The sequence below is a fragment of the Methylobacterium ajmalii genome, assembly GCF_036448855.1.
GTDB lineage: Bacteria > Pseudomonadota > Alphaproteobacteria > Rhizobiales > Beijerinckiaceae > Methylobacterium > Methylobacterium ajmalii.
This window is the reverse complement of the sequence record NZ_JAZFXT010000047.1, coordinates 59,770-83,960: the sequence shown is the minus strand read 5'-3', so window position 1 is coordinate 83,960 and position 24,191 is coordinate 59,770. Positions and strand designations below refer to the sequence as shown.

Genomic DNA, 24,191 nt, shown 5'->3' with positions numbered 1-24,191 from the left:
ACAGTTGGCACCCGTCAGGACGAGGCCGAGCGGCGTGCCACGGGCGTCGGTGACGAGGTGGCGCTTGGTGCCCGCCTTGCCCCGATCCGTCGGGTTCGGGCCGGTGGCAGACCCCCTTTTTTCGCCGGCACGCTCGCGCTGTCGACGCTCGCCCGGCTCCAGTCGATCTCGCCCGCCGCGTGCAGGCGTTCGAGCAGCACCCGATGCAGGCGCCGCCACACGCCGGCCGCCTGCCAGTCGCGCAGCCGGCGCCAGCAACTCATGCCGCAGCCGCACTTCATCTCGGCCGGCAGCATCTCCCAGGGGATGCCCGAGCGCAGCACGAACAGGATGCCCGTCAGGGCAGCCCGATCGTCCACCCGGGGGCGCCCGCCCTTCGGGCGGGGCGGGTGCGGCGGCAGAAGCGGGGCGATCGCAGTCCAGAGATCGTCGGGAAGAAGCGGGCGAGCCATACCAACCCAACGCCTAACCGCCCCGATCGTGCCGTTCTGTTAGGCGCTCTAAGGGTCTCGCGACAATGTTCCTCCCGGGCCCGATCGCGGACCCTCGGAACGGCCTTCCGACGACGGAGCTTGGCGGACGGGACGATGCCGGTCGGAGGGCTCCCCTCGGGCAAGCGGTCGAGCGACGATGCCGCGTTGCCAGCGCATCGCCCTCCTTCCATCCTGGCCCCGCCGGCGGAACGCCGGCATCCTCGGAGGGCGAGGGAGGATCGGGCGTGGAGGATTACCGGGCCGAGCTGCTGCGCCAGGTGCGCCTCGGCGATATCGCCACCGGCGAGGCGGCGGGGGCCTGCCTGCCGGGCCTGCTGCGCCGCCTGACCCACCACGAGACCCGCGCCGGCACTGCCGCGCTGCCCTGGCGCCTCTATCACCGCTGGCGCCGCGACAGCCTGCGCCGGCAGGTCGCCGATGCGCGCTGGCACGTCGAGCAGGGCCGCGCCGCCCGGATGGGGGATCTGGCCGCGCGGCGCTGAAGGCTGCTTACGCGCAGCTCTCGGCGATCAGCCGGCGCAGGAAGGCGGCGCATTCCGCGAGCTCGGCGGTCTCGACGTACTCGTCGGCCTTGTGGGCGCGGGCGATGTCGCCGGGGCCGATCACCACCGAGGGCACGTCGCCGAGACTCTGGAAGAGGCCGGCCTCGGTGCCGTACGAGACCTTGGCGTGGCCGTTGCGGCCGGCGAGCCGCTTGGCGACGGTGACGAGGGGCGCGTCGGGAGCGATGTCGAGGCCCGGATAGTCGATCACCGGCTCGACCGCGATGCCGCAGGACGGGTCGCGCGCCTGCATCTCGGGCACCAGCACGTCGCGGGCGTAAGCGAGCACGGTCTCGGCGAGGCCGCGCGGGTCGTCGCCGGCGATGGCCCGGAACTCGAACCCGACGGTGCAGCGGTCGGGCACGATGTTGAGCGCCGTGCCGCCCTGGACGAGGGCGGTGAGCCCGGTCGTGTGGGGCACGTCGTAGAGCTCGTCGCGGGCGCCGTCGCGGGAAAGACCCTCGGCGGTCAGCCGCACCCGATCGATGAAGCGGGCCGCGTACTCGATCGCGTTGACGCCGACGGGCGCCAGCGCCGAGTGGCAGGCGCGGCCCCGGAAGGTGACCTTGGCGCCGTACTTGCCCTTGTGGCCGATCACCACCGCCATCCCGGTCGGCTCGCCGACGAAGCAGCCGAGGGGCATCACGCCCCGCTCGCGCATGTGGGCGATGAGCGGGCGCACGCCGAGGCAGCCGACCTCCTCGTCGTACGAGATCGCGAGGTGCAGCGGGCGGGTGAGCGGGGCCGCCGCCATCTCGGGCAGGAGCGCCAGGCAGACCGCCAGGAATCCCTTCATGTCCGAGGTGCCGCGGCCGTAGAGGCGCCCGTCGATCGCGGTCAGCCGGAAGGGATCGTGGGTCCAGTCCTGGCCCTCCACCGGCACCACGTCGCTGTGGCCCGACAGCACGTAGCCCGGCCGGTCGGCCGGCCCGACCGTGACCCACAGGGCCGCCTTCTCCCCCGTCCCGTCCGTCACCCGCTCGACCGCGGCGCCGTGGCGCCGGCAATAGGCCTCGACGTGGTCGACGAGGGGCAGGTTGGTCGCCGAGCTGACCGTCTCGAAGGCCACCAGGGTGGCGAGGAGGTCGGTGATGGCGGGAAGGGTCGGATCGGCCGGGGATGAAGCGGTGGGGGATGGGGACACGGTGGGGGCCTGACGGAGAAGGGACGGAGCGTCGCGCCGGGGCGGAACGGCCTTGTCGGCGTACCGGACGGGCAGGGCGGACCCTGCAGGGTCGGTGCCACCGCGGGACGGCCGGACCCTCCCCTTATGCCGCGTTCCGGCCCCGGCGGACAGCCGGGCGCCGACGCACCGCCTGGCCTCTACCCGGCGAGATCGAGGAAGTGCCGGCCCTCGCGGTCGTCGATCTCGACGATCCAGAGGTCGGAATCGAACCGGATCTCCTTGGCGAGCCGGGCCTCGACGTCGGGCGGGAAGGCCTCCCGCATCAGGGGCTCGAAGCGGCGCCCGCCGGTCTCGTCGTCCTCGAACAGGGCCTGGGGCGCCGGGCCGTAGAGGTCGGCGCGGCCGTCGAGGCGGTCGACCTTGACGAAGATCGCGCCGGCTTCGGGCGCGCCGCGCCGGCGCTGGACCGCGCTCAGCCCCTCGACGGCGCAGCGGCGCAGGTGGGCGGCGACCCAGAAATCGGAGCGCAGGCGGGCCATCGGGCGGGAGGTCCTCGGCAAGTCCGTGGGGGAGGTTCCTCATAGGACGACGCCCGATCGCGGGGCAATCGGGCGTCGCTCGTTCACTCCATCGGCTGTCGGGATCAGGCGGCGCGGGTGGCGCCGGCATCGAGCTCGGCCACGTCGGCCCGCTCGCGCCAATCCTCGACGCCGTGCTGGCGGGCGAAGCGCAGGGCGGCGGCGCGCACCGCCCGGTCGGGATCGCGGGCGCGGCCGATCTCGACGGCCCCGACGGTGAATGGGACCCCGAGGATCTGCTTGGCGAACAGCACGCGGTACTGCGACATGGTGCATCTCCCTGACACGTGGATCGCGTCGACGAGGGTGCGGGTATCCCCGCTCGCAGGCTCCCGAGGCGACCTCGCCGCGGCCCGTTGAAGGGCCGGGGCCGCGGAGCCGGATGCTGCGTCGCATCCCGGCCCGCGAGGGAACCGATCGACCACGATCGATGGATCGGTATGGGGGCGGGCCGGTCGCCCGGCCGCCCGCTTCGAGAGGTGGGGATGCATCTCCCCGAACGGAAGGTGCCGTGGGGCGTGCGATTGCCGCATGTCGAGAAGGAAGGAATGTCCGACGGGCAGGGCCGGTGTGCGGGCCGGGCCCGTGCCGCGGCGCGAAAAGCCGCTATGTCGGATCACCGTCCACCGGGGCGATCCCCCGGCGCGGTCGTCTCCCGGGCATCCCGCCGCGCGAGACCGTCCCCAAGCTCCCGTCCCGAAAAGTTCCTGACCCCAAGCCTCCGTTCCCGCCCAGGCCCCTCCCCCGGAAGTCATCGATGACCGCGCTCACCGCCGCGACCCGCCTGAGCCTCAGCCTGATCGCCGGCGGGGCGGTCGCCAACATCTACTACAACCAGCCGCTGCTCGGGCTGCTCGCCCAGGTCTTCGGCCACGACGCCTCGGTGCTGGTGCCGACCGCGACGCTCGCCGGCTACGGCCTCGGCATCCTCGGCCTCGTGCCGCTCGGCGACGCCCTGCCGCGGCGCAGCCTGATCGTCGGTCAGCTCCTGCTGCTTGCCGCCGTGCTGGTGCTGGCGGCCGCGAGCACGAGCCTGTGGGTCCTGGTGCTGGCGAGCTTCCTGATCGGCGTGCTCTCGACCGCGGCCCAGCAGGCGGTGCCCTTCGCCGCCGAGCTGGCGCCGGACGCGACGCGCGGCCGGATGGTCGGCCAGGTGATGACGGGCCTGCTGCTGGGCATCCTGCTCGCCCGGACCCTGAGCGGATTCGTCGGCGCCTGGGCCGGCTGGCGGGCGGTGTTCTACGGGGCGGCCGGGCTCGCGGTGGCGCTGGCCGGCCTCGCCCGGCTCGGCCTGCCGGGGACGGCGCCCAGCACCCGGATCCGCTACGGCGCGCTCCTGCGCTCGCTCCTCGACCTCGTGCGCGAGCAGCCGGTCCTGCGCCGGGCGGCGCTCGCCCAGGCGCTGCTGTTTGCCGCCTTCAACGCGTTCTGGACCACCCTGGCGCTCCTCGTCGAGGCGCCGCCCTTCGGGCTCGATCCCGCCGGGGCCGGGCTGTTCGGGCTCATTGGGGCGGCCGGCGCGCTCTGCGCCCCGGTGGCCGGGCGCTTCGCCGATACCCGCAGCCCGCGCCCGGTCCTCGTCGGCGGCGGCGCGCTCACGCTCGCCGCCTTCGCGGTGTTCGGGCTCCTCGGCGGCCATTCGCTTGTGGCCTTGGCGGTGGGCGTGCTGTTGATCGACATCGGCATCAACACCGCGCTCATCGCCAACCAGACCCGGGTCTACGCCCTCGCGCCGGGGGCACGCGGGCGGATCAACACCGTGTTCTTCACCGCGATCTTCGCCGGGGGCGCGCTCGGCGCCTCGGCGGGCACCCGGGCCTTCGCGGCCGGCGGCTGGCCGGCGCTCTGCGCGGTCGGCGGCGCCTTCGCGGCGGCGGGCCTGCTCGTGCCCCTGCTGGAGCCCCGCGACCGCCCTAGATCCTGAAGGCCCGAGTCCCGCGCACAAGCCCCGCATCCGAGCCCGTCCCTGTCAAACCTCCTGGCCATCGACACGATCTACCTCGAGCCCGCCGTCGCGGCCTATCCTCTCGGACGGGAAATCCTGGAGCGGTTCGGGCCTGCGAGGCGGATCGAGGTCGCCTCGCACTGGAACATCCCGGAGCTGCACGGCAATGCCGGCTCGGTCGAGGACTGGGTGCGGATCAAGCGCTCGACCCTGGTGCTCGGGGTCAAGAAGGGCCTCGCCTCGCGGCCGAACGGCCGCAGCGCCCACTTCATCGCGCCGTCGAGCTCGAACGGCTGCGCCATGGCCTGCGCCTATTGCTACGTGCCGCGGCGCAAGGGCTACGCCAACCCGATCACCCTGTTCGTCAACACCGAGGCGATCGGCCGGGCGATCGCCCGCCACGCCGCCGGCCAGGGCCCCCTCCCCGCCCCCGACCAGATCGACGACCGGCACTGGGTCTACGACCTCGGCGAGAACGGCGACCTCTCGGTCGACGCGATGGCGAGCGGGGGCGTGCGCGACCTCGTCGGGCTGTTTCGCGGCATCCCGAACGCCAAGGCCTCCTTCGCCACCAAGTTCGTCAACCCGGACCTCCTCGCCTACCGGCCCGAGGGCAAGACCCGCATCCGCTTCTCGCTGATGCCCGAGCGCATCGCCCGGGTGGTCGACGTGCGGACCTCGCCGATGCCGGAGCGGATCGCCGCGATCGACGCCTTCGTGGCCGCCGGCTACGAGGTCCACGTCAACTTCTCGCCGGTGATCCTCTACGAGGGCTGGGAGGAGGACTGGCGGGCGCTGTTTCGCGCGCTCGAGGCCGGCATCGGCCCGGCCGCCAAGGCGCAGCTGAAGGCCGAGATCATCTTCCTCACGCACAACGCCGCCCTGCACGAGGTGAACCTGCGCTGGCACCCCAAGGCCGAGGCGCTGCTGTGGCGGCCCGACATCCAGGAGACCAAGCGCTCGGAGGGCGGGATGGAGAACCTGCGCTACCGCACCGGCTGGAAGGGCCGCTGGCTGTCCCGGTTCAAGGCGCTGCTGGCCGAGGAGCTGCCCTATTGCGGGGTACGCTACGCGTTCTGAGGGACGCGGGCCGGCGACGGGCGCCGTCATCGAACCGTCGCGCTCCGTCCCTAAGCAGACTTGCATTGGCAGGCCAACGCTTCGCCCGCTTAGGTTCTTGTTTTGTCGCAGATTTTTGCCGCCGAACCGGTGTCCACTTCGGCGAAATCCGCTTAGCCCGCGGGCCACGCTCTCCCCGGCGAGAGGCGCGAAGGACGCTGCGATGGCCCATCTCCTCAGCGACGAGCCGGCCCTGCCGGGCCTGATCTGGGCGATGCGGTTCGACGCGGGCGGGCGCGGGCGCCTGGTCGAGCCCGGCGAGGAGGTGCCGGCGCTCGGGCGCTTCGGCGACGGCTTCGTCTGGCTCCACGTCAACCTCAACGACGCCCGGGTGCCGGGCCTGATCGCCGAGGGGCGGCTCGGCCCGCCCGACCTCGCGGCGGCGGCCTTCGCCAGCGACCCGCACCAGCGGGTGACCGTCGAGGACGGCCAGGTCGGCGGCGTCATCGCCGACCTCGCCCGGGAGGCCGACGGGCCGGACACCGCGCCCGAGCGGCTGCCCGACGCCGCCGGGCGGCTGCATTTCGTGCTGGGCGCCAACTTCCTCGTCAGCGGGCGGCGGCACCCGATCGTCGGGCCCGACGCGGTGCGGGAGGTCGTCGCCGGCGGGCGGCCGCTCGCCGGGCCGGTGGCACTTCTCGAAACCTTGATCGGCCGGGTCGCGGCGGCGATCGGGGCGCGGGGCGCCGCCCTGTCCGACCGGCTCGACGGGATCGAGGATCACATCCTCGACGAGCGCATTCGCCCGGAGACGCGCCAGCTCGGGCCGATCCGCCGCGACGCGGTGCGGCTGCACCGCCAGCTCAACGGGTTGCGGGCGGTGTTCCACCGCCTGGAGGAGGAGAGCGACGATCTGCCGGAGGAGACCCGGGAGGCCGCCGCCCGCATCGCCCAGCGGCTCGACGCCCTCGACCGCGACATGGTGGTGCTCGCCGAGCGCAGCCGGCTCCTGCAGGAGGAGCTGTCCGGCCTGCTCGCCCGGCAGTCGAATCGCCAGCTCCACACCCTGTCGATCCTGACCGCCCTGTTCCTGCCGCCCACCCTCGTCACCGGCCTGTTGGCATGAACACCAAGGGCCTGCCGCTCGCCGAGTGGGACGACGGCTCGACGGTGGCGATTGTGATCGCCGCGATGTCGGCAGCCGCCGCCTTCCTGCTGATCCGTCGGCTCGGGCTCGGCGGGCAGAGGGGCCAGGGCTGAGACTCCGAGGCTCTTGGCGATCGAGGGTCTGCTGGCGATCCGTTGCGGAACCTGGTCAACCGGCGGCTGATAGGAACGAGCGAATGCTTTCGACGATGCCCGCGTGGTTGAATGGCTTGTCGTGGAACACACCACGGGCCGGGATGCTCGACAGATCCGGCTTCACCGCACCCGTCAGGATCAGTTCGATTGGCGGCCAGCGGTCTCGGATCAGGGCAGCCAGCTTCAGCCCCATCACCGATCCGCGCACATCCAGGTCCGCCATCACCACGCGGATGTCCGTGCGTTCGTCAAGGATACGGATCGCCTTGGCGGTCGTCGTCGCCTCGACAACATCGCAGCCGGCATCCTCGATCAGGTCCGACAGGGTCATCATCAGGATCGGATCGTCTTCAATCAGAAGTACGATCGGTCGGCGCTCGTCGCGCTGCGTCGTCATGGGCTCCCCTCGAGAGAACCCGTCACCGCCCGGATCACGACGCTACTACCTCTGAGCTGGGCGCCCGAAATTCAGCGTCGAAGCCCAACGAGCTATAACTCAGCCGAGTGTCACGGGTTCCCACCAGTCCGAGCTGTATCAACCGCGTTCCGAAACCACGACGCGTTGGTGCCTGCGCTGGCGGACCACCGCGCTCCCGCCAGGTCAGCACGGCCGTTCGATCGTCGTCATCCTCGACCCGCCAGGCAACACTGATCGTCCCCGCTTCTGTCGAGAGCGCACCATACTTTACGGCGTTCGTGGTCAACTCGTGCAGCAACATCGAGAGCGACAGTGTCGCCTGAGGGGCCAGCGACAGGTTGGGACCATCGATCCGGAAGCGCTCCAGGGGCGCTTGTACCGCCAGCACACGGTCGACGACGGCGCGCATCGGTGCGGATGTCCAGCTGTCCTGCAAGAGCACATCGTGCGCCTGCGACAGGGCTACCAGCCGCTGCGTGAAAGCCTGGACCGGGGCTTGGTCCGGTACGCTGCGTAGCGTCTGGCTGGCGATACCCTGCACCATCGACAGGGTGTTCTTGAGCCGGTGCGACAGCTCGCCGTTCAGCAGCACTTGCTGCGCCTCCGCCTGCACGCGCGCCACAGCGACCTGGATCCGATCAGCTACGGCCCGCACAAAGGCCAATTCCTCGGCTGAAAGGGCGTGAGGTCGATCGGAGTGGATGAAGCCAATCCCGACGAGGCGCCCGCGCTCCATCACGGGCACGTTGATCAGCGTCCGCACACCGATCGCGAGCAGCATCGCCACGCTGTTCTGAGTGCGCGGATCGCGCTCTACATCCCCGATCAGGACGGCTGCGCCGCGCCGCAGGTCCTCGATGTATGAGCCGTAGTCGCGGAAGTCGTGCAGACCCGCGACTGAGGCAATCCCCGGTGCGCACCAATCGGATGGGATCTCTACCGTCTCGCGTGCGACATCGACCAAGCCATAACCGGCACGTGTTGCACCGAGCACCCGCGCGACGATACCGGCCGCTGCGTGTACGATGGTGGGCACCGTGCCAAGGTCGCGCAACTGGTCGCCCATCTCGACCAATGCTGCCTGCCGCGCCTCGGCGGTTCGACGGGCGGTCACGTCGCTCGCCGCCCCGAACCACTCCGCGATCTCGCCGTGCTCCTCGAAGAGAGGGACGGCGCGCGAGAGCATCCAGCCGAAGCTTCCGTCGGCTCGCCGCATCCGATGCTCAAGCTCGAACGTGCCCTTGCGCCGGATCGCATCATCGATCGCTGCCATTACCTCCGGGCGGTCGGGGGGATCGATGTACAGGTCGAGCCAGTGCACGCTTGGCACGACCGTGTCGGCGAGGAAGCCACGTCCGTCGAGCTGGCGCATCTCCTGCCAGTCGGGGCTCATCCGGTAGACGGACTGTGCGCCCGCAGTCACGAGCGCCCTCAATCGGTTCTCGCTCGCGGTCAGCGCGGCCTGGGCAGTGCGTCGCTCCTCGATATCGAGCAGGACGCCAGGGAAGCTCAGGGGTGTACCATCCTCCGCCCTGTCGACCCGACCGTTGGCCTCGATCCAGTAGTAGCGCCCGTCCGTGCGGCGCACCCGGTACTGATGGGCGTAGGCACCGCCACGCAAAATAGCGGTGGTGATGGCGGTCGATAACCCGCGCTTGTCGTCGGGATGCACGGTGGCGACGATCTGAGCGAGCGGGATGCCTTTACGTCCGAGGGCCGGGTCAAGGCCGAAGGCCTGGGCGAAGGCTTCGTCGATGGTGAAGCGGTCCGAGGGAATGTCCCAATTCCAGGTGCCGATGATCGCCCCGGCCGCCAGCGCCAGCTGGACGCGCTGGACGTTCTCCCGAGCCAGTGCCTCGCTGGCGTGGAGGGCGTCCTGCACCTTGCGGCGCTCGGTGACGTCCCGGACGGTCCCGAACATGCCGACGACGGTCCCATGCTCGTCGCGGGCGAAGCTCGCCCGACGTGCGATCCAACGCAACTCGCCGTCGTCCGCCCGGTGGATGCGGTACTCGACATCGAGCGCTGCGCTGCCGTCCTCGCGGCTCGCGTCGCGGGAGCGCACGTTGGCGTCCTCGGGCAGCACCAGCGCCTCGAAGGTCGCGGCCGAGTAGAGGGGCGCAACCGCCACACCGTACAGGCGGCAGAACTCGGCCGAAACCTGCATCATGCTGGAAGCGACGATCAGCTCGAACGTGCCGACGCCACCGGCCTCTTGGGCGGAGCGCGAGCGTTGGTCGTTGATGCGGAGGGAGACGTTCTGCGCCTCGCTCACTGCGGCGCGCGCGAGCGCGGAGGCCTGCGCTTCCCTCTTCTCGACGGCCTCGGCCCTGTCGCGGGCCATCGATCGTCGCGCCTCGAGCAGGAGGACCACTTGGCGGCCCAAGGCGCGCAGGTCGTCGCCCTGTTGCGGGGTCAGCCCTTCGGGCCGTGAAACGGTATCGATGACACATAGCGAGCCGACGACTGCGCCGTCCGTCAGGCGCAGCGGCGCTCCGGCGTAGAAGCGGATATGGGGCTCTCCCGTGACGAGGGGGTTTGATGCCGTGCGCGGATCAGCGGCGAGGTCCGGGATGACGAGCAGGTCGGGCTCGGCGAGCGCGAACTTGCAGACCGAGCCCTCAAGGCCGGTTTCGCAGCGCGGGAAGCCGACATTGGCCTTGAACCACTGTCGATCGGCGGCGACGAGGCTGACGAGAGCGACGGGTGCCCCACAGAGGCGAGAAGCGAGGCGCGCAACGTCATCGAAGCTCTGCTCGGTCGGGGTGCCGAGCACCGCCAAGGCATCGAGAGCCGCGAGCCGGTCCGGATCGGCGATGGAATGGCCAAGGGGGTCGATTTGCGTCACGGCAGCTCACACGCACGGCGAGCCCTTCCCACCCGTCTGCATCTCGTTTGTAGCGGCGACGTTCCGCTTTGCCAGCCGGTTTCGGTTAGCGGTCGGTCCAGATGCATACATGTACCAGGTCGCGAGCCGCTCCTGGATGCTGCGGATCGGTGCGCTTACCATCCCCAGCGGTCATTCACGCGGTCATGATCGACCGTGCGTCCGAGCGGCGGCTCAAGCCGCCTTGCGCCCGAAGAACTCCGCCACCGCGATTCCACCCAGCACCAGGGCGAGCGCCGCCGCCTCGACGAGCCCGAAGGATTCGCCCACCAGCCCCACCGCCAGGAGCGCCCCGAAGACCGGGACGAGGTTGTTGAACAGGCCGGCGCGGTTGGGGCCCAGCGTCGCGACCCCGCGCATGTAGGCGAGCTGCGCCGCCAGCGACGGCCCGAGCGCCGTGAAGGCGATCAGCCCCCAGCCGGCGGCGCCGGGCCACAGGGTGCGGCCGCTCGCCCATTCGCCGAGAAGGAGCGGCAGCGAGGTCGCCCAGGCCGCCACCGCCATGGCGGCGAAGAAGGCGAGCGCCGGCACCGCCGGGCGCGCCGGCAGGGCGACGGTGTAGCCGGCATAGAACAGGCAGGCGAGTGCGGCCAGGAGGTCGCCGCGGTTGAGGTCGAGGGCGGCGAGCCGGGCGAGATCGCCGTGGCTCACCACCAGCACCACCCCGCCGAGCGTGATGGCGGCGCCGAGGAGCTGGCCGCCCCGCACCGGCACGCCCCGGACGAGGAAGTTGAGGACGAGCACCAGGACCGGGATCGTGCCCTCGATCAGCGCCAGGTTGACCGCGCTGGTCATGGCCCCCGCCTCGTAGGTCAGCGCGTTGAAGCCGGTATAGCCGAACCCGCCCATCAGGAGGATCATCGGCCAGTGCGCCCGCAGGGTCGTGCGGTGGCGGATCGTCTCGCGCCCGGCCAGGACCGCGATGGCGGTGAGCGCGATCGACCAGCGCAGGGCCACCAGCGCCTGGGGCGAGACGAGGCCGACCGCGACCTTGCTCGCCACCGCGTTGCCGGCCCAGAGCAGCGTCGCGAAGGTCAGGAGCGCGTAGGCGAGCGCCGCCGCGCGGCCCGGCGCCACGCCGGGGTCCCTACGCCGCCCTCACGCCAGCGCCATCAGGAACCGCTCGATCAGCTCCAGGGCCCGCTGGGTCATCGCCAGGTTGTAGCGGATGAAGACGTGGCAGCCGCCGGTATAGACCGACGTATAGCCGCCGTTGTTGGCCGAGGCCCAGCGCATCGACATGAACAGCGTGTCGTCGAGGAGCGGATCGCGGGTGCCGACCGAGAACAGCGCCGGCGGCAGGCCGGCGAGGTCGGCGTAGAGCGGCGAGACGTCGGGGGAACGCCGGGCGACGCCCTCGGGCACGAAGCCGTCGGCGAAGCGGCGCACGTCGGTGGAGTTGAGGACCAGGCGCTCGTCGCCCCAGTTGCGGGCGCTCGCGGTCACGCCGAGGTCGTAGAGGCCGGAGAACAGGTTGGCGCCCCGGAAGGCTTTCGGCAGCCGGTGACGGTCGCGCAGGCGCAGGAGAGTCATCACGCTCAGGTGCGCGCCGACCGATTCGCCGCCGATGGTCAGGGCCTCGACCCCGAACAGCGAGCGGCCCTCGCGGTAGAGCCAGAGCGCCGCCGCTTCGCAATCGTCGATCGGCGCCGGGTAGGGGTGCTCGGGGGCGAGGCGATACTCGACGGAGACGCAGACGAAGCCGCACCGCTCGGCGATGCGCTCGAGCCAGGGATCCTGCTCGTCGGCCCCGCCCCAGACCCAGCCGCCGGAATGGATGTGCAGGTAGGCGCCCCGGGCCTTGCGCTGCGGCCGGATCACCCGGAGGGTCAGCGGTCCGCCGGGGCCGGCAATCGTGATCGTCTCGGCGCGGGCGCTGCGCGGCATCGCCGGGTAGGCGATGCTGCCGCGGCGGCGGCGCTCGCGCACCTCGGCCACCGGCATCGACCACGGGTCGGGCGCCTGGGCCTGCGCGGCGATGATCTCCCGGTTCAGCCGCTCGGCGTCGGGATCCGTTTTCGCCGGGTCGAAGAGCGCGTGGTCGATCATGCTCGGGGTATCAATCTCGCGGCGCCGCGCCGGGGCGGGGCGTCTCGGGGTTGCGGGGGGCCCTCGTCCGGCCCGGCGTATTCGGATGCGTCCCGTTCAGGCTCGTGCTGTCACACCGGGCATCTGAGCTTGGGCATCTCGGCATGAGCCTCGTGAGAGGGGCATCTTGGGATAATCCGCGAAGGTTGCCATCTCAGGTGTGGATTGCCAAACGGTGCAATGCGCCAGGTCGCGCCGGGTTTCGTCCAATCTGTGACAATCCCGCCACGGTCGGGGCGCATCGCCGCTTTACAGGTCCGGACAGGTACAACGGCGAGGGGTCGCGAGGACACATGAGCGAGCAGAGATTCCAGCGGCCCTTCGGCGGCCAGGGTCCCCGTGGTCAGGGCCCTCTCGGCCAAGATCCCCACGGCCAGAATCCCTACGGCCAGGGGCCTGCCGGCTTCGATCCGGGTCCCGGGGCCTACCGCGATCGTCGCTCCTCGGGCCTGCACCGCTTCCTGGGCGGCTCGCCCGGCGCGGTCCTGCTGCGGCTGGTCTTCCTGTCGGTCCTCGTCGGCGCCGGCATGGCGATGCTCGGGGTCACGCCCGGCCTGCTGTTCGCCCAGGCCTACGACACCGTGCGCTCGCTGCTCGAACTGAGCTTCGACACCTTCCACGATGCCGGCCGCTGGTTCGTCGCCGGCGCGGTGGTGGTGGTGCCGCTCTGGCTCCTGTCGCGCGTCTTCGCCCGCAGCCGCTGAAGGCTCCTGCGGGTCAGGATCGGCAAGAGAGTATCGGAACACGATCGATGAACCCTGCCGCCGCGGGCCCGGGCATTGCGGGCCCGGAGGTCACGCATCGCCGCATGCTGGCGCTCGCCGTGCCGATCACGCTCGCCAACGTCACGACGCCGCTCCTCGGCCTCGTCGGGACGGCGGCGGTCGGGCGGCTCGGCGACGCGGCGCTCCTCGGGGCGCTGGCGCTCGGCGCGGTGGCGTTCGACTACCTGTTCTGGACCTTCGGCGCCCTGCGCATGGCCACCGCGGGCCTCACCGCGCAGGCGACCGGGGCCGGCAACGCCGCCGAGATCGACCGGACGCTCGCCCGGGCGCTCGCCGCGGCGCTGGCGGTCGGCCTCGTCATGGTGGCGCTGCAGGGCCCCCTCGCCGCGGCGGCCGTGCGGCTGTTCGGCGCCAGCCCGGCGGTGACCGGCGCCCTCTCGGCCTATTTCGCCGTGCGGATCTGGTGCGCGCCGTTCACGCTCGCGAACTACGCGATCCTCGGTTCGACCCTCGGGCGCGGCCGCACCGATCTCGGGCTCGGGCTCCAGGTCGCCATCAACGCCGTCAACGTCGTGCTCACCCTGCTGTTCGTGCTCCGGGCGGATTACGGCGTCGCCGGAGCGGCGCTCGCCACGGTGCTGGCCGAGATCGCCGGCACCGCGCTGGGGCTCGCGGTGCTCCACCGCCTCGGCTCCCGGCCCTGGCGGGTCCCCGTCGCCGAGATCGTCGAGCGAGCCGGCCTCACCCGGATGCTGGCGGTCAACGGCGACGTGATGGTGCGCACCCTGGCGCTGATCACCGCGCTCGCGCTCTTCTCCGCCCTCGGGGCGCGGTCCGGGGACGCGACGCTCGCCGCCAACGCGGTGCTGCAGAACCTCTTCCTCGTCGGCAGCTTCTTCCTCGACGGGTTCGCCACCGCCGCCGAGGTCCTGTGCGGCCAGGCGCTCGGCGCCCGCGACGAGGGCCGGTTCCGGGCCGCGGTGCGGCTGTCGCTCGGCTGGTGCCTCGGCTTCGCGCTCGCGGTCTCGGGCCTGTTCCTGGTCGTCGGCGGGTCGTTCATCGACGCGATCACCACCGCGCCGGAGGTGCGGGCCGTCGCCCGCGACTACCTCGTCTACGCCGCCCTCACGCCGGTCGCGGCGGCGGCCGCCTTCGCGTTCGACGGGGTCTATGTCGGGGCGACCTGGACCCGGCCGATGCGCAACCTGATGCTCGCCGCGCTCGCCGTCGACGTCGCGGTGCTGGCGCTGACGCGGGGGGCCGGCAATACCGGGCTGTGGCTCGCCATGCTGGCCTTCCTGGCCGCCCGCGGCCTCGGCCAGGCGCTGCTCTATCCGAGGCTCGTCGCCGGCGCCTTCCCGCGGGCCCCGGCCGGGCGGGCGGCCGAGGCGGCCCGGTGAGCGCCGCGGGGCCGATCGCCGGCGGCTGCCGCTGCGGCGCGGTCCGCTACGCGGCGGACGGCGAGCCGTGGAACCGGACCGTCTGCCACTGCACCGATTGCCGCGCCGCCACCGGCGCGCCGATGGTCGGCTGGCTCACCGTGCGGCGCGATGCCTGCCGCTTCACCGCCGGCCCTCCCGCCTGGTCACGCTCGAGCCCGCGGGCCGAGCGCGCCTTCTGCCCGTCCTGCGGCACGCCGCTGGCCTACCGGGCCGACGCCCTGCCGGACGAGATCGACCTGACCCTGGCGAGCCTCGACGACCCGGAGCGGTATCCCCCGCGCGACCACGTCTGGGTCTCCCGGCGGCTGTCCTGGGTCGCCCTGCCGGAGGGGCTCCCGGCCTATCCGGCGGCGCGGGACGACGCCTGACCCCCACCCTTTCGCCCGAACCCGCCGCCTCACGAGACGAACCCCGCGAGATGAACCCCGCATGACGACGGCGGCCCCGCCCGCGCAGCCCGAGCCCCCGTTCCTGCCGCCCCGGGCGGTGGACGACCGGGCGGCGTGCACGTTCAACCACACCATCGACCTGCCCGGCCACGGCACCGTGCCGGGGACCTGGGACCTGCGGGCGGGGCTCGACGCCTATCTCGGCGGCGTCGCGGTGGCGGGCAAGCGCGTGCTCGATTTCGGCGCCACCAGCGGCTTTCTCGGCTTCGCCATGGAGGCGCGGGGCGCCGAGGTGGTGGCCTACGACTTTTCCGGCGAGGCCTGCTGGGAGATGGTGCCCTACCCGGATTTCGAGCGCGCCGTGATCGCGCCGGAGATCCGCAACCACCTGCGCCGGTTCGAGAACGCCTACTGGTACGCCCACGCCGCCCTCGGCTCCCGGGCGCGGCGGGCCGGCGGCTCGCTCTACGAGGTGCCGGCGGAGGTCGGCCCGGTCGACGTCGCGGTGCTGGGCAACGCGCTCACCCGCCTGCGCGACCCGTTCCGGGCGCTGCATAGCGTCCTGCGGCTCACCCGCGAGACCGTGGTGGTGACCGAGATGCTGCCGAAATCCCTGCATCTCCTGCGCTTCCTGCCGCGCCGCCTCGGCCTGCCGGTCTTCCTGCTGCCGCGCAGCGACCAGCGGATACGCTTCGATGCCTGGTGGACCATCGCGCCGACGACGATGCAGGAGCTGCTGGCGATCCTCGGCTTCGGCGAATCGGCGGTGACGTATCACCGCCAGTCGCTGCTCGGGCAGAAGCGCCTCTGCTACACCGTCGTGGCCCGGCGCACCGAGCCGACGAACCCGGAGCTGTGAAGCGGGCTCCGGAAAGGTTGCATCCGGACCCCCTTTGGCCCGTCAGGCCGACTTCGCCAGCTCCGCCGCGTCGCGGCCGACGACGCCGGCGAGGCTCCGCAGCCCCTCCCGCTCCATCCGCTCGACCAGCCCGGCCTTGATGTCGCGCACGAGGCCCGGGCCGGCATAGACGAGCGCGGAATAGAGCTGGACCAGGCTCGCCCCGGCCCGGATCTTGGTCCAGGCGGCCTCCGCCGAATCGACCCCGCCGACGCCGATCAGCGGCAGAGCGGTGCCGACCCGCAGGTAGGCCTCGGCGAGGAGCCGGGTCGCGGGCGAGAACAGCGGCCGGCCGGACAGGCCGCCGGTCTCCGCCTTCGCGGCCCCCCGCAGGCTCGCGGGCCGCGCCACGGTGGTGTTCGAGACCACGAGGGCGTCGACGCCGCGGCGCCGGGCGGTGGCGGTCATCGCGTCGAGGCCGTCGAGGCCGATATCCGGGGCGATCTTGAGCAGCACGGCGGTGCCCGGTGCCGTCTCGTCGCGGGCCGCGACCACCCGGGCGAGCAGGTCGTCGAGGAAGGCCTCGCCCTGGAGGTCGCGCAGGCCCGGGGTGTTGGGCGAGGAGACGTTGACGGTGATGAAGTCGACGAGGCCGGCCAGAGCGCGGGTGCAGGCGACGTAGTCGGCCAGCCGGTCCGTCGCCTCCTTGTTCGCTCCGATATTCGCTCCGACGAGGCCCGGCCGGCCGCGCCTGGCCTCGAGGCGGGCGCGCACCGCCGCCAGCCCCTCGCTGTTGAGGCCGAACCGGTTGATCACCGCCCCGTCCTCCGGCAGCCGGAACACCCGCGGCCGCGGGTTGCCGGGCTGCGGGCGGGGCACCACCCCGCCGACCTCGACGAAGCCGAAGCCGAGCCCGAGGAGCGCGTCGGGCGCCTGGGCGCCCTTGTCGAACCCGGCCGCGAGGCCGACCGGGTTGGGGAAAGCCCGCGACATAACCGTTACGCAGAGTCGCGGGTCGTCGGCCGGCGGATCACGTAGGGGAAGGCGCGCGAGGCTCCCCAGGGTCAGCGTGTGGGCGGTCTCGGGGTCGAGGGCGTGCAGGAGCGGACGGACGAGCGGGAAGACGGCGTCAAGCACGGTCAACCTCCGATGGAATCTGGGAAAACATGGCCGCCGTCGGGTCCGGCCGGCAGCGGCGCGACCCAGGCGACGGCGGAGGTGGGCAGCGGGCCGTAGAGGTGCGGGAAGAGCGCGCCGCCGCGGGACGGCTCGAAGCGCAGGGCCTCTCCCAGCGCCTCGGCCTCGACCGCGACGAGGAGAAGATTGTCCTGTCCCGAGAAATGCTTGGCGGCGGTCTCTCGCGCCTGCGCGGCGGTCGAGAAATGGATGTAGCCGTCCGCCAGATCGACCGGCGCGCCGTCGAACCGGCCGGCGGCCTCGGCCTCCCGCCACAGGGCGGCGGGGCAGATCTTGTAGATGAGGGACATGGGCGCCGCGGGCTTCCTGAAGGGTGGGCGGGCGAGCGATAGCGGCCGCGGGACGGCGCGGCAACGCCGTTGCCTTTCCGCGAAGGTTCGGTAGTTTACATTTGATAGTCCGGTGGCGACCACCGAGGGCGTCAGACCAGGTTTCCAATGCTGTCCCACGAGCGAATCTGGTCCGCGATCGATCACCTGGCTCAACGCAACAATCTCACGGCCTCCGGCCTCGCGCGGCGCGCCGGCCTCGACGCGACGAGCTTCAACCGCTCGAAGCGGATCAGCCCCGACGGGCGCAAGCGCTGGCCCTCGACGGAATCCGTCTCGAAGGTCCTGGCCGCCACCGGGGCGAGCCTCGACGAGTTCCTGCGCCTGATCGAGCCGCGCGGCCCGGCGCCCGCCCCGTCGGCGTCCCGCCCGGGTGCGATCCAGCCCTGCGAGGCCCGCGTCACCGTGCCGGTGATCGACTGCGGGAGCGCGGCCGGGCATCTCGGCGCCAACGGCCTGCCGGGCCGGGGCAGCGTCCTGCAGGAGATGGCGCTGCCGGGCCTCGACGAGGACGGCTGCTTTGCCATCGAGGTCCGGGGCGGCGCCCTGACGCCGCTCTACCGCGAGGGCGACGTGCTCGTGCTCTCCCCGACGGCGGCGATGCGCGAGGGCGACCGGGTGGTGACGTGCCTGGACGGGGGCGGCATCCTGGCCGCCGAGCTCCGGCGCCGCACCGCCCGGGCCGCCGAGCTGAGCGGGCCCCTCCCCGGCGCGCCCGACCGGGTGATCCCGGCCGCCGAGATCGCCTGGATGGCGCGGGTGATGTGGGTGCGGCACTGACCGGACGCGGGCGTCCGGGCTATTCCGCCGCCTGACGGCCGCGCCACTGGGTCAGGAGGGCGCGCAGGGAAGCGGGCTTGAGCGGCTTGTTCAGCACCTGGACACGCTGCGCGGCCGCCGCGTCGCGCACGTCGGGCGAGCGGTCGGCGGTGAGCAGCACCGCCGGGATGTCAGCGGCGAGCGCGGCCCGCAGGGACACGATCAGGTCGAGGCCGGTGCCGTGGTCGAGGTGGTAGTCGGCCACGATCACGTCCGGGCGCAGCGCTCCGCCGAGCACCAGGGCGAGGGCCTCGCTGAGCGAGCCGGCGGTGTGGAGCGCGCAGCCCCAGCTGCCGACCAGCACCCGCATCCCGTCGACGATCGCCGGCTCGTTGTCGACCGCGAGCACCGTGAGGCCGGCGAGCGGCACGGTGGCGGGGCGCGGCGCCTCGCCCTGCGCCTCGAGGGCCGGCCGCACCGGCGCGCCCGGCACCGCGACCGAGAAGGCCGAGCCGCGGCCGGGCTGCGACTTGAGCCCGACCGGATGGTCGAGGAGCCGCGCGGTCCGCTCGACGATCGAGAGGCCGAGGCCGAGGCCGCGGGCGACCCGGGCGCCCTGGTCGAGGCGCTGGAACTCGCGGAAGACCAGCCGCTGCTGGGCGGCCGGGATGCCGAGCCCGGTATCGCACACCATCAGCACCACCCGGTCGCCGCGCCGCCGCGCGCCGACGAGCACGCGCCCTTCCGGCGTGTACTTGATGGCGTTCGAGACCAGGTTGTGGAGCAGGCGCCGCAGCAGCTGCCGGTCCGAGCGCACGGCGAGCGACGAGGGCAGGACGGTGAGGTCCAGGCCCTTCTCCTGCGCCATCGGGCCGAACTCGCGCTGGACCTGGCGGAAGAGGTCGGAGACCCGCACGATCGAGAGCTGGGGCTTGAGCGAGCCGGTATCGAGGCGCGAGATCTCGAGGAGCGCGGTCAGGATCTCCTCGACGGCGTCGAGGGAGGCGTCGACGTTCTCGGCGAGCGTCGGGTCGGTGCCGCGATCGCGCTCGACGAGCGCGCTGGCGTAGAGGCGCGCGGCGTTGAGGGGCTGGAGGATGTCGTGGCTGGCCGCCGCCAGGAAGCGGGTCTTCGAGGCGTTGGCGTCCTCGGCCTCGGCCTTGGCCCGGGTGAGCGCGGCGTTGAGGCGCGTCAGCTCCTCGGTGCGCTCGCGCACCCGGCTCTCCAGCTCCTCGTTGAGGCGGGTGCGGGCCTCCTCGGCGGCGACCGAATCGGTGACGTCGGTATAGGTCGCCACCACGCCGCCGTTCGGCAGCAGGTTCGCTCGGATCTCGATCACCCGGCCGCTCGGGTGCAGCCGCAGGCGCTGTGGCCCGGATTCGAGCCGGAAGGCGGCGATGCGCTCGGCCACCAGGGTGTCGGCGTCGCGCACCCCGTAAGCGCCGCGGCCGGCATTGTAGCGCACGATCGCCTCGAGCCCGATGCCGGTACGGATCATCCCGGCCGGCAGGTCGTAGAGGTCGGCGAAGGCGCGGTTCCAGACGATCAGCTTCATGTCGCGGTCGAAGACCGTGATGCCCTGCTTGGCGTGATCGAGGCCGTGCTGGAGGATGTCGCGGCTGTACTGGAACGCCGCCGAGGCGTCGTCGAGGAGCTTCAGGGCCGCCCGCGGCGACACGTTGCGCCGGCGCAGCACCAGCGACAGGGCGAGGCGGGCCGAGGAGGCGCCGATCGCCGAGGCGAGGAGGTGCTCGGCGTGGCGCAGCTCGGGCAGGCCCGCCACCGCGTCGTCCGGCATCGGGCTGCGGCCTTGCGCCTGCGCGAAGTCCCGGAAGGCGCGCGACGCCCGCTCCTCGCCGAGGAAGCGGGCGACCGTGGCGCGCAGCTCGCCCAGGGTGACGGCACTGCGAAACAGCCGGAAGCTCGGCGCGACGGGACCGGCCTCGTCGAAGCCCGAGACTTGCCCCGAAACCTGACCGAAGGCCTCGGCCTGCAGCCGCTCGATCGCGCTCGGCGGGCGCAGGAGCGAGAACGCCACGTAGGCGAGCGTGTTGAGGCCGAGGCTCCACAGCGTGCCGTGGACGAGGCGCGGCACGTCCTCGATGCCCATCAGGGCGGTCGGGCTCAGGGCATCGATGCCGAACGGGCCGTCGGCGATGAGCGAGGCCGCCCAGCCCTCCCCGGTGACGAGGCTCGGCAGCAGCAGGGTGTAGAGCCAGACCGCGAACCCGACGATCAGGCCCGCCGCCGCACCGGTGCCGGTGCCGCGGCCCCAGTAGAGCGCGCCGATGAAGGCCGGGCCGATCTGCGCCACGGCGGCGAAGGACAGGAGCCCGATCGAGGCGAGGGCGACCTCGCCGGCGACCCGCGAATAGGCGTAGGCCACCAGCACCACCGCGACGATCGCGATCCGGCGCACCACCAGCACGTAGCCGCCGAGATCCGAGGCGCCGGGCTCCGGCGACGGCGAGGCGCCGGCCACGAGGTTGCGGCGGCGCAGCGTCACCGGGATGACGAGGTGGTTGGAGATCATGATCGCCACCGCGACCGACTCGACGATCACCATCGCGGTCGCCGCCGAGAGCCCGCCGATGAAGGCGACGAGCGCGATGCCGTCGGCCCGCTCGTGCAGGGGGAGCGCCAGCACGGTCATGTCGCGCTGGACCGTGCCCTCAGGGAAGAGCGCGAGGCCGGCGAGCGCGAGCGGCACCACGAACAGGTTGATGAGCACGAGGTAGAGCGGGAAGGTCCAGGCGGCGCGCCCGACATCCGCGACCGCCCGGTTCTCCACCACCGCCATGTGGAACTGGCGCGGCAGCAGCAGCACGGCGGCGGCCGAGAGCAGGACCTGGACGACCAGCGTCGCGGGCCCCGAGGTCTGCCCGACCAGCGTGCGGAGGGAGACGTCGGAGACGGGCGGGGCCGGCACGTCGCGCAGCATCCAGCCGACCACGAAGCCGCCGACGGTGATGAAGGCCACCAGCTTGACGAGGGATTCGAGCGCGACCGCCAGGGTCAGCCCGTCCTGGTGCTCGGTGGCGTCGGCATGGCGGGTGCCGAAAGCGACCGCGAAGCCCGCCAGGACCAGGGCGACGAACAGCCCGAGATCGCCCAGCATGCCGGCCGACACCCCCACCCCGTCGGTGGTGCGCAGGAAGACCTGGAGCGAGGCCGCCACCGCCCGCAGCTGCAGGGCGATGTAGGGCACGGCCCCCACCACGGCGATCAGGCAGACCAGGGCGGCGATGCGCTCGCTCTTGCCGTAGCGGGCGGCGATGAAGTCGGCGATCGAGGTCGAGTTCTGGGCCTTGGCGATCCGCACCACCCGGGCGACCAGCCGGTAGCCCAGCCCGATCACCAGGACCGGGCCGACATAGATGGTGAGGAAGTCGAGGCCGGTATGGCTGGCGAGCCCGACCGAGCCGAAGAAGGTCCAGGAGGTGCAGTAGACCGCGAGCGACAGGGCGTAGATCGTCGGCCGCACCCGCGCGTCGCGCATCAGGGTCCGCCCGGCCACGTCGCCCCAGTGGGCGACCGCGAACAGGGCGCAGATATAGACGAGGGCCGCCAGCACCACCGTCCAGCCCGCGATCATCGGCTCATCCATCCCCCGATCCGGGCGGGGGGCCCGGATGCGCTCATGTGCGGGGCCTTTAGAGCATGCCGGGGCCGGACGCACGACCCCGGCGGGACGCTCAGCCGTGGCAGGTGCAGCCGGCGTGGTCGCAACCGGCGTGATGGGGATGGCCCTCGGCGCATTCCTCGCAGCAGAAGGCCTTGCCGTCGCGGGAGACGGCCTTCGCCACCGGGACCGTGCAGACGCAGTCCTCGCAGGCGCACTTCACGGTCTCGACGTTGGTGCTGGTCATGGGTCGGGGTTCCTCGCGGTGGGACCGATCGTGGTCGTTGCTGTGATCGTGGCTGTGGTCGTGGTCGTGCGGCTCGGTGAGGTGGGCCACCATGTTGCGCAGCACGTCGCGCACGTGATCGTCGTCGATCGCGTAGGCGACGTGCCGGCCGTGGCGGATCGCCCGCAGGATGCGGGCCGTCCGCAGCAGGCGCAGGTGGTGCGAGGTCAGCGACTGCGACAGGCCGAGGGCCTCGCCGATCTCGCCGACCGTGCGCTCCGTCTCGAGGCAGGCCAGCACGATGCGCAGGCGGTTCGGCTCGCCGAGGAGCCGAAAGACCTCCGCCACGTCACCGACCTGCTCGGGCGACAGGACCTGCACGCGCCCTCTCATCGACACATGAACACGTGCTCATGTGTCGATGCCGCTGGGGCAGATGTCAAGCGGCGAGTTCGGCATCGGTGCGGGCTGCAAACGCGAACAACCCCGCGCTGCCGTCGGGCAGCGCGGGGTTGTTGTTGGGAGGCCGGGATGGGAGAGGCGGCGGCGCCTCAGGCGACGGCGCGCGCCCGCATCAGCTCGCCGCCGTTGCCGACGACGCGGGTGTAGAGCGAGGAATAGCCGTCGGCGGCCTGGTCCCAGCCGAATTCGCGCGCCATGGCGTTGCGCCGCATCGCGCCGAGGCGGCGCTTCGAGGCGAAGACGTCGAAGGCGCGGCGGATGGCGCTACTCAGGCCCTTGAGCGAGGATTCGCCGAACAGGAAGCCGGTGACGCCGTCCTCGACGGTATCGGCCAGTCCCCCGGTGCGGTGGACGATCGGCAGGGAGCCGTAGCGCTGGGCATACATCTGGGCGAGGCCGCAGGGCTCGAAGCGCGACGGCATCAGCAGGAAGTCGCTGCCGGCGAACATCCGGTGCGCGTCGGTCTCCTCGAAGCCGACCCGGACGCCGACCGAGCCGGGATGGCGCCGGGCGAGGTCGAGGAAGGCGGCCTCGAAGCGCGGCTCGCCCTGGCCGGTGACGACGAGCTGGCCGCCCTCGGCGACGATCGACTCGGCCGCCGCCAGCGTCAGGTCCACGCCCTTCTGGTGGACGAGGCGCGACACGATGGCGAAGAGCGGCCCGCGCGAGACGCCGAGGCCGAAGCGGGTGCGCACCGCATCGGCATTGGCGCGCTTGCCCTTCCAGTCGTCGGGCTCGAACCGGGTGGCGAGGTGGGGATCGGTGCGCGGATCCCAGGATTCGTCGATGCCGTTGAGGATGCCGGCGAGCCGCCCCTGATGGGCGCGGGTGCGCAGGAGACCGTCGAGGCCGCAGCCGAATTCCGGCGTGGTGATCTCGTGGGCGTAGGTCTCGCTCACGGTGGTGACGTGGGAGGCGTAATACAGGCCGGCCTTGAGGAACGACAGCTTGCCGTAGAACTCGACCCCGTCGATGTGGAAGGCGCTCTCCGGCACACCGAGGCGGCCGAGGGTCTCCCACGGAAAAAGGCCCTGGTAGGCGAGGTTGTGGATGGTGAGCACGCTCGGCGTGCGCAGGCCGCGCCAGGCCAGGTAGGCGGGCGCCAGCGCCGTCTGCCAGTCGTTGAGGTGCAGGAGGTCGGCGCGCCAGTCCGGATCGATCCCCTGCGCGAGCTCGGCGGCCGCGAGGCTGAGGCGGCCGAAGCGCAGGTCGTTGTCGGGGAAGTCGGCGCCCTGGTCGCCGTAGGGCGAGCCGTCGCGCTCGTAGAGCGCGGAATTGAGGATGACGTAGACCGGCAGGCCGTCGCCGGTCTCGATCAGGCCGAGGTCGCAGGGCGGCATCTCGGCGTCGCCGGGAAGGTGGGCGACCACCGCGATCTCGGGATGGCGCTCCACGACCTGGCGGTAGCCCGGGATCAGGATGCGCACGTCGTAGTGCTGGCGCAGGGCGCGAGGCAGCGAGGCCGCGACCTCGCCGAGGCCGCCGGTCTTCACGAAATCCGCCATCTCCGGCGTGGCGTAGAGGATTCGCGGCTTGAGCGAGCCGCGCAGCCCCTCGACGGCTTCCCGCGGGGAGCCACCAGACGACACGGCCGGCGACTGCCAGGCCAACCGCGCCGACGCCGGAAATGTCATGAAAGAGCCCTCACGCCGCGAGCCGGACGGATTGCGAGCGGACGAAACCGCGACGTACTGCCACGACAACGCACGACTCCCGCTTTGGTTCCTGTGCACTGCACAATATCATGCGATTTCGGCGCGGCA

General features: G+C 72.3%; 22 protein-coding genes and 2 pseudogenes. 10 read left to right on the top strand and 14 right to left on the bottom strand.

All coding sequences use genetic code 11. From position 1 onward, the window contains the following. A pseudogene (locus tag V3T34_RS20360) lies at nt 1–452 on the bottom strand (IS5 family transposase); the annotation flags it as partial. 266 nt (nt 453–718) lie between these two features. Between V3T34_RS20360 and V3T34_RS20355 the strand changes: the two are divergent. Then, the gene (locus V3T34_RS20355) at nt 719–976 is read left to right on the top strand and encodes a hypothetical protein (protein WP_048431425.1); all 258 of its coding nucleotides are present in this window, start codon (nt 719–721) and stop codon (nt 974–976) included. 7 nt (nt 977–983) lie between these two features. Here the strand turns inward: V3T34_RS20355 and argE are convergent, their stop codons facing one another. The 3 genes from argE to V3T34_RS20340 all read right to left on the bottom strand — a co-directional run bounded on the left by argE (nt 984) and on the right by V3T34_RS20340 (nt 3,009). Further along, on the bottom strand, nt 984–2,180 hold the full coding sequence (gene argE, locus V3T34_RS20350) for an acetylornithine deacetylase (protein ID WP_305078238.1): 1,197 nt from the start codon (nt 2,178–2,180) through the stop codon (nt 984–986). A 179-nt stretch (nt 2,181–2,359) separates the two neighbouring features. Continuing rightward, complete coding sequence (locus V3T34_RS20345; RefSeq protein ID WP_091746056.1) at nt 2,360–2,701, bottom strand: DUF1491 family protein; 342 nt, start codon at nt 2,699–2,701, stop codon at nt 2,360–2,362. 104 nt (nt 2,702–2,805) lie between these two features. Continuing rightward, nucleotides 2,806–3,009 (bottom strand): hypothetical protein, encoded by a 204-nt coding sequence (locus tag V3T34_RS20340; protein ID WP_048431558.1) that lies wholly within the window; start codon nt 3,007–3,009, stop codon nt 2,806–2,808. 488 nt (nt 3,010–3,497) lie between these two features. On the opposite strand from V3T34_RS20340, the gene V3T34_RS20335 reads away from it, so the two are divergent. From V3T34_RS20335 to V3T34_RS20320, 4 genes are all read left to right on the top strand, one after another. Then, nucleotides 3,498–4,664 (top strand): MFS transporter, encoded by a 1,167-nt coding sequence (locus V3T34_RS20335; protein ID WP_091888213.1) that lies wholly within the window; start codon nt 3,498–3,500, stop codon nt 4,662–4,664. 42 nt (nt 4,665–4,706) lie between these two features. After that, complete coding sequence (locus V3T34_RS20330) at nt 4,707–5,765, top strand: spore photoproduct lyase family protein (protein ID WP_060850639.1); 1,059 nt, start codon at nt 4,707–4,709, stop codon at nt 5,763–5,765. Nucleotides 5,766–5,967: 202 nt separating this feature from the next. Further along, nucleotides 5,968–6,870 (top strand): CorA family divalent cation transporter, encoded by a 903-nt coding sequence (locus tag V3T34_RS20325; protein ID WP_305078239.1) that lies wholly within the window; start codon nt 5,968–5,970, stop codon nt 6,868–6,870. Beyond that, nucleotides 6,867–7,004: a hypothetical protein gene (locus V3T34_RS20320; protein WP_305078240.1), complete on the top strand. Its 138-nt coding sequence runs from the start codon at nt 6,867–6,869 to the stop codon at nt 7,002–7,004. Before V3T34_RS20325 ends, V3T34_RS20320 begins: the two co-directional genes overlap by 4 nt. Before the next feature lie 55 nt (nt 7,005–7,059). Here the strand turns inward: V3T34_RS20320 and V3T34_RS20315 are convergent, their stop codons facing one another. From V3T34_RS20315 to V3T34_RS20300, 4 genes are all read right to left on the bottom strand, one after another. Continuing rightward, entirely contained in the window at nt 7,060–7,443 is a 384-nt protein-coding gene (locus V3T34_RS20315) for a response regulator (protein ID WP_060850641.1), read from the bottom strand. 34 nt (nt 7,444–7,477) lie between these two features. Further along, on the bottom strand, nt 7,478–10,312 hold the full coding sequence (locus V3T34_RS20310; protein WP_305078241.1) for a PAS domain-containing protein: 2,835 nt from the start codon (nt 10,310–10,312) through the stop codon (nt 7,478–7,480). A 213-nt stretch (nt 10,313–10,525) separates the two neighbouring features. Beyond that, nucleotides 10,526–11,428: a DMT family transporter gene (locus V3T34_RS20305; protein ID WP_091889320.1), complete on the bottom strand. Its 903-nt coding sequence runs from the start codon at nt 11,426–11,428 to the stop codon at nt 10,526–10,528. A 21-nt stretch (nt 11,429–11,449) separates the two neighbouring features. Next, nucleotides 11,450–12,400 carry an alpha/beta hydrolase gene (locus V3T34_RS20300; RefSeq protein ID WP_305078242.1) on the bottom strand — a complete coding sequence of 317 codons (951 nt, stop codon included), beginning with the start codon at nt 12,398–12,400 and terminating at the stop codon, nt 11,450–11,452. Between the two features lie 332 nt (nt 12,401–12,732). Between V3T34_RS20300 and V3T34_RS20295 the strand changes: the two genes are divergently transcribed. The 4 genes from V3T34_RS20295 to V3T34_RS20280 all read left to right on the top strand — a co-directional run bounded on the left by V3T34_RS20295 (nt 12,733) and on the right by V3T34_RS20280 (nt 15,854). Continuing rightward, the gene (locus V3T34_RS20295; protein ID WP_305078243.1) at nt 12,733–13,143 is read left to right on the top strand and encodes a DUF6460 domain-containing protein; all 411 of its coding nucleotides are present in this window, start codon (nt 12,733–12,735) and stop codon (nt 13,141–13,143) included. A 47-nt stretch (nt 13,144–13,190) separates the two neighbouring features. After that, nucleotides 13,191–14,564 (top strand): MATE family efflux transporter, encoded by a 1,374-nt coding sequence (locus V3T34_RS20290; protein WP_305078244.1) that lies wholly within the window; start codon nt 13,191–13,193, stop codon nt 14,562–14,564. After that, nucleotides 14,561–14,974, top strand: coding sequence for a GFA family protein (locus V3T34_RS20285; protein ID WP_244533674.1), 414 nt, complete (start codon nt 14,561–14,563; stop codon nt 14,972–14,974). The genes V3T34_RS20290 and V3T34_RS20285 overlap by 4 nt, the downstream gene beginning before the upstream one ends. 61 nt (nt 14,975–15,035) lie before the next feature. Continuing rightward, the gene (locus V3T34_RS20280; protein WP_305078245.1) at nt 15,036–15,854 is read left to right on the top strand and encodes a class I SAM-dependent methyltransferase; all 819 of its coding nucleotides are present in this window, start codon (nt 15,036–15,038) and stop codon (nt 15,852–15,854) included. Nucleotides 15,855–15,896: 42 nt separating this feature from the next. On the opposite strand, the gene V3T34_RS20275 is transcribed toward V3T34_RS20280, so the two are convergent. Both V3T34_RS20275 and V3T34_RS20270 read right to left on the bottom strand, forming a co-directional pair. Continuing rightward, complete coding sequence (locus tag V3T34_RS20275; RefSeq protein ID WP_305078246.1) at nt 15,897–16,970, bottom strand: quinone-dependent dihydroorotate dehydrogenase; 1,074 nt, start codon at nt 16,968–16,970, stop codon at nt 15,897–15,899. 2 nt (nt 16,971–16,972) lie between these two features. Further along, nucleotides 16,973–17,320, bottom strand: coding sequence for a DUF952 domain-containing protein (locus V3T34_RS20270; protein ID WP_060850649.1), 348 nt, complete (start codon nt 17,318–17,320; stop codon nt 16,973–16,975). 147 nt (nt 17,321–17,467) lie between these two features. Between V3T34_RS20270 and V3T34_RS20265 the strand changes: the two genes are divergently transcribed. Beyond that, nucleotides 17,468–18,139 carry a S24 family peptidase gene (locus V3T34_RS20265; protein ID WP_060850650.1) on the top strand — a complete coding sequence of 224 codons (672 nt, stop codon included), beginning with the start codon at nt 17,468–17,470 and terminating at the stop codon, nt 18,137–18,139. 19 nt (nt 18,140–18,158) lie between these two features. Here the strand turns inward: V3T34_RS20265 and V3T34_RS20260 are convergent, their stop codons facing one another. From V3T34_RS20260 to glgA, 4 genes and pseudogenes are all read right to left on the bottom strand, one after another. Continuing rightward, on the bottom strand, nt 18,159–21,713 hold the full coding sequence (locus tag V3T34_RS20260; RefSeq protein WP_060850932.1) for a PAS domain-containing hybrid sensor histidine kinase/response regulator: 3,555 nt from the start codon (nt 21,711–21,713) through the stop codon (nt 18,159–18,161). Nucleotides 21,714–21,813: 100 nt separating this feature from the next. Continuing rightward, on the bottom strand, nt 21,814–21,987 hold the full coding sequence (locus tag V3T34_RS20255) for a metallothionein (RefSeq protein WP_060850933.1): 174 nt from the start codon (nt 21,985–21,987) through the stop codon (nt 21,814–21,816). A gap of 114 nt (nt 21,988–22,101) precedes the next feature. Continuing rightward, a pseudogene (locus V3T34_RS20250) lies at nt 22,102–22,359 on the bottom strand (ArsR/SmtB family transcription factor); the annotation flags it as partial. Between the two features lie 158 nt (nt 22,360–22,517). Next, nucleotides 22,518–24,062 carry a glycogen synthase GlgA gene (glgA, locus tag V3T34_RS20245; protein WP_082742943.1) on the bottom strand — a complete coding sequence of 515 codons (1,545 nt, stop codon included), beginning with the start codon at nt 24,060–24,062 and terminating at the stop codon, nt 22,518–22,520. Nucleotides 24,063–24,191: the final 129 nt, after the last annotated feature.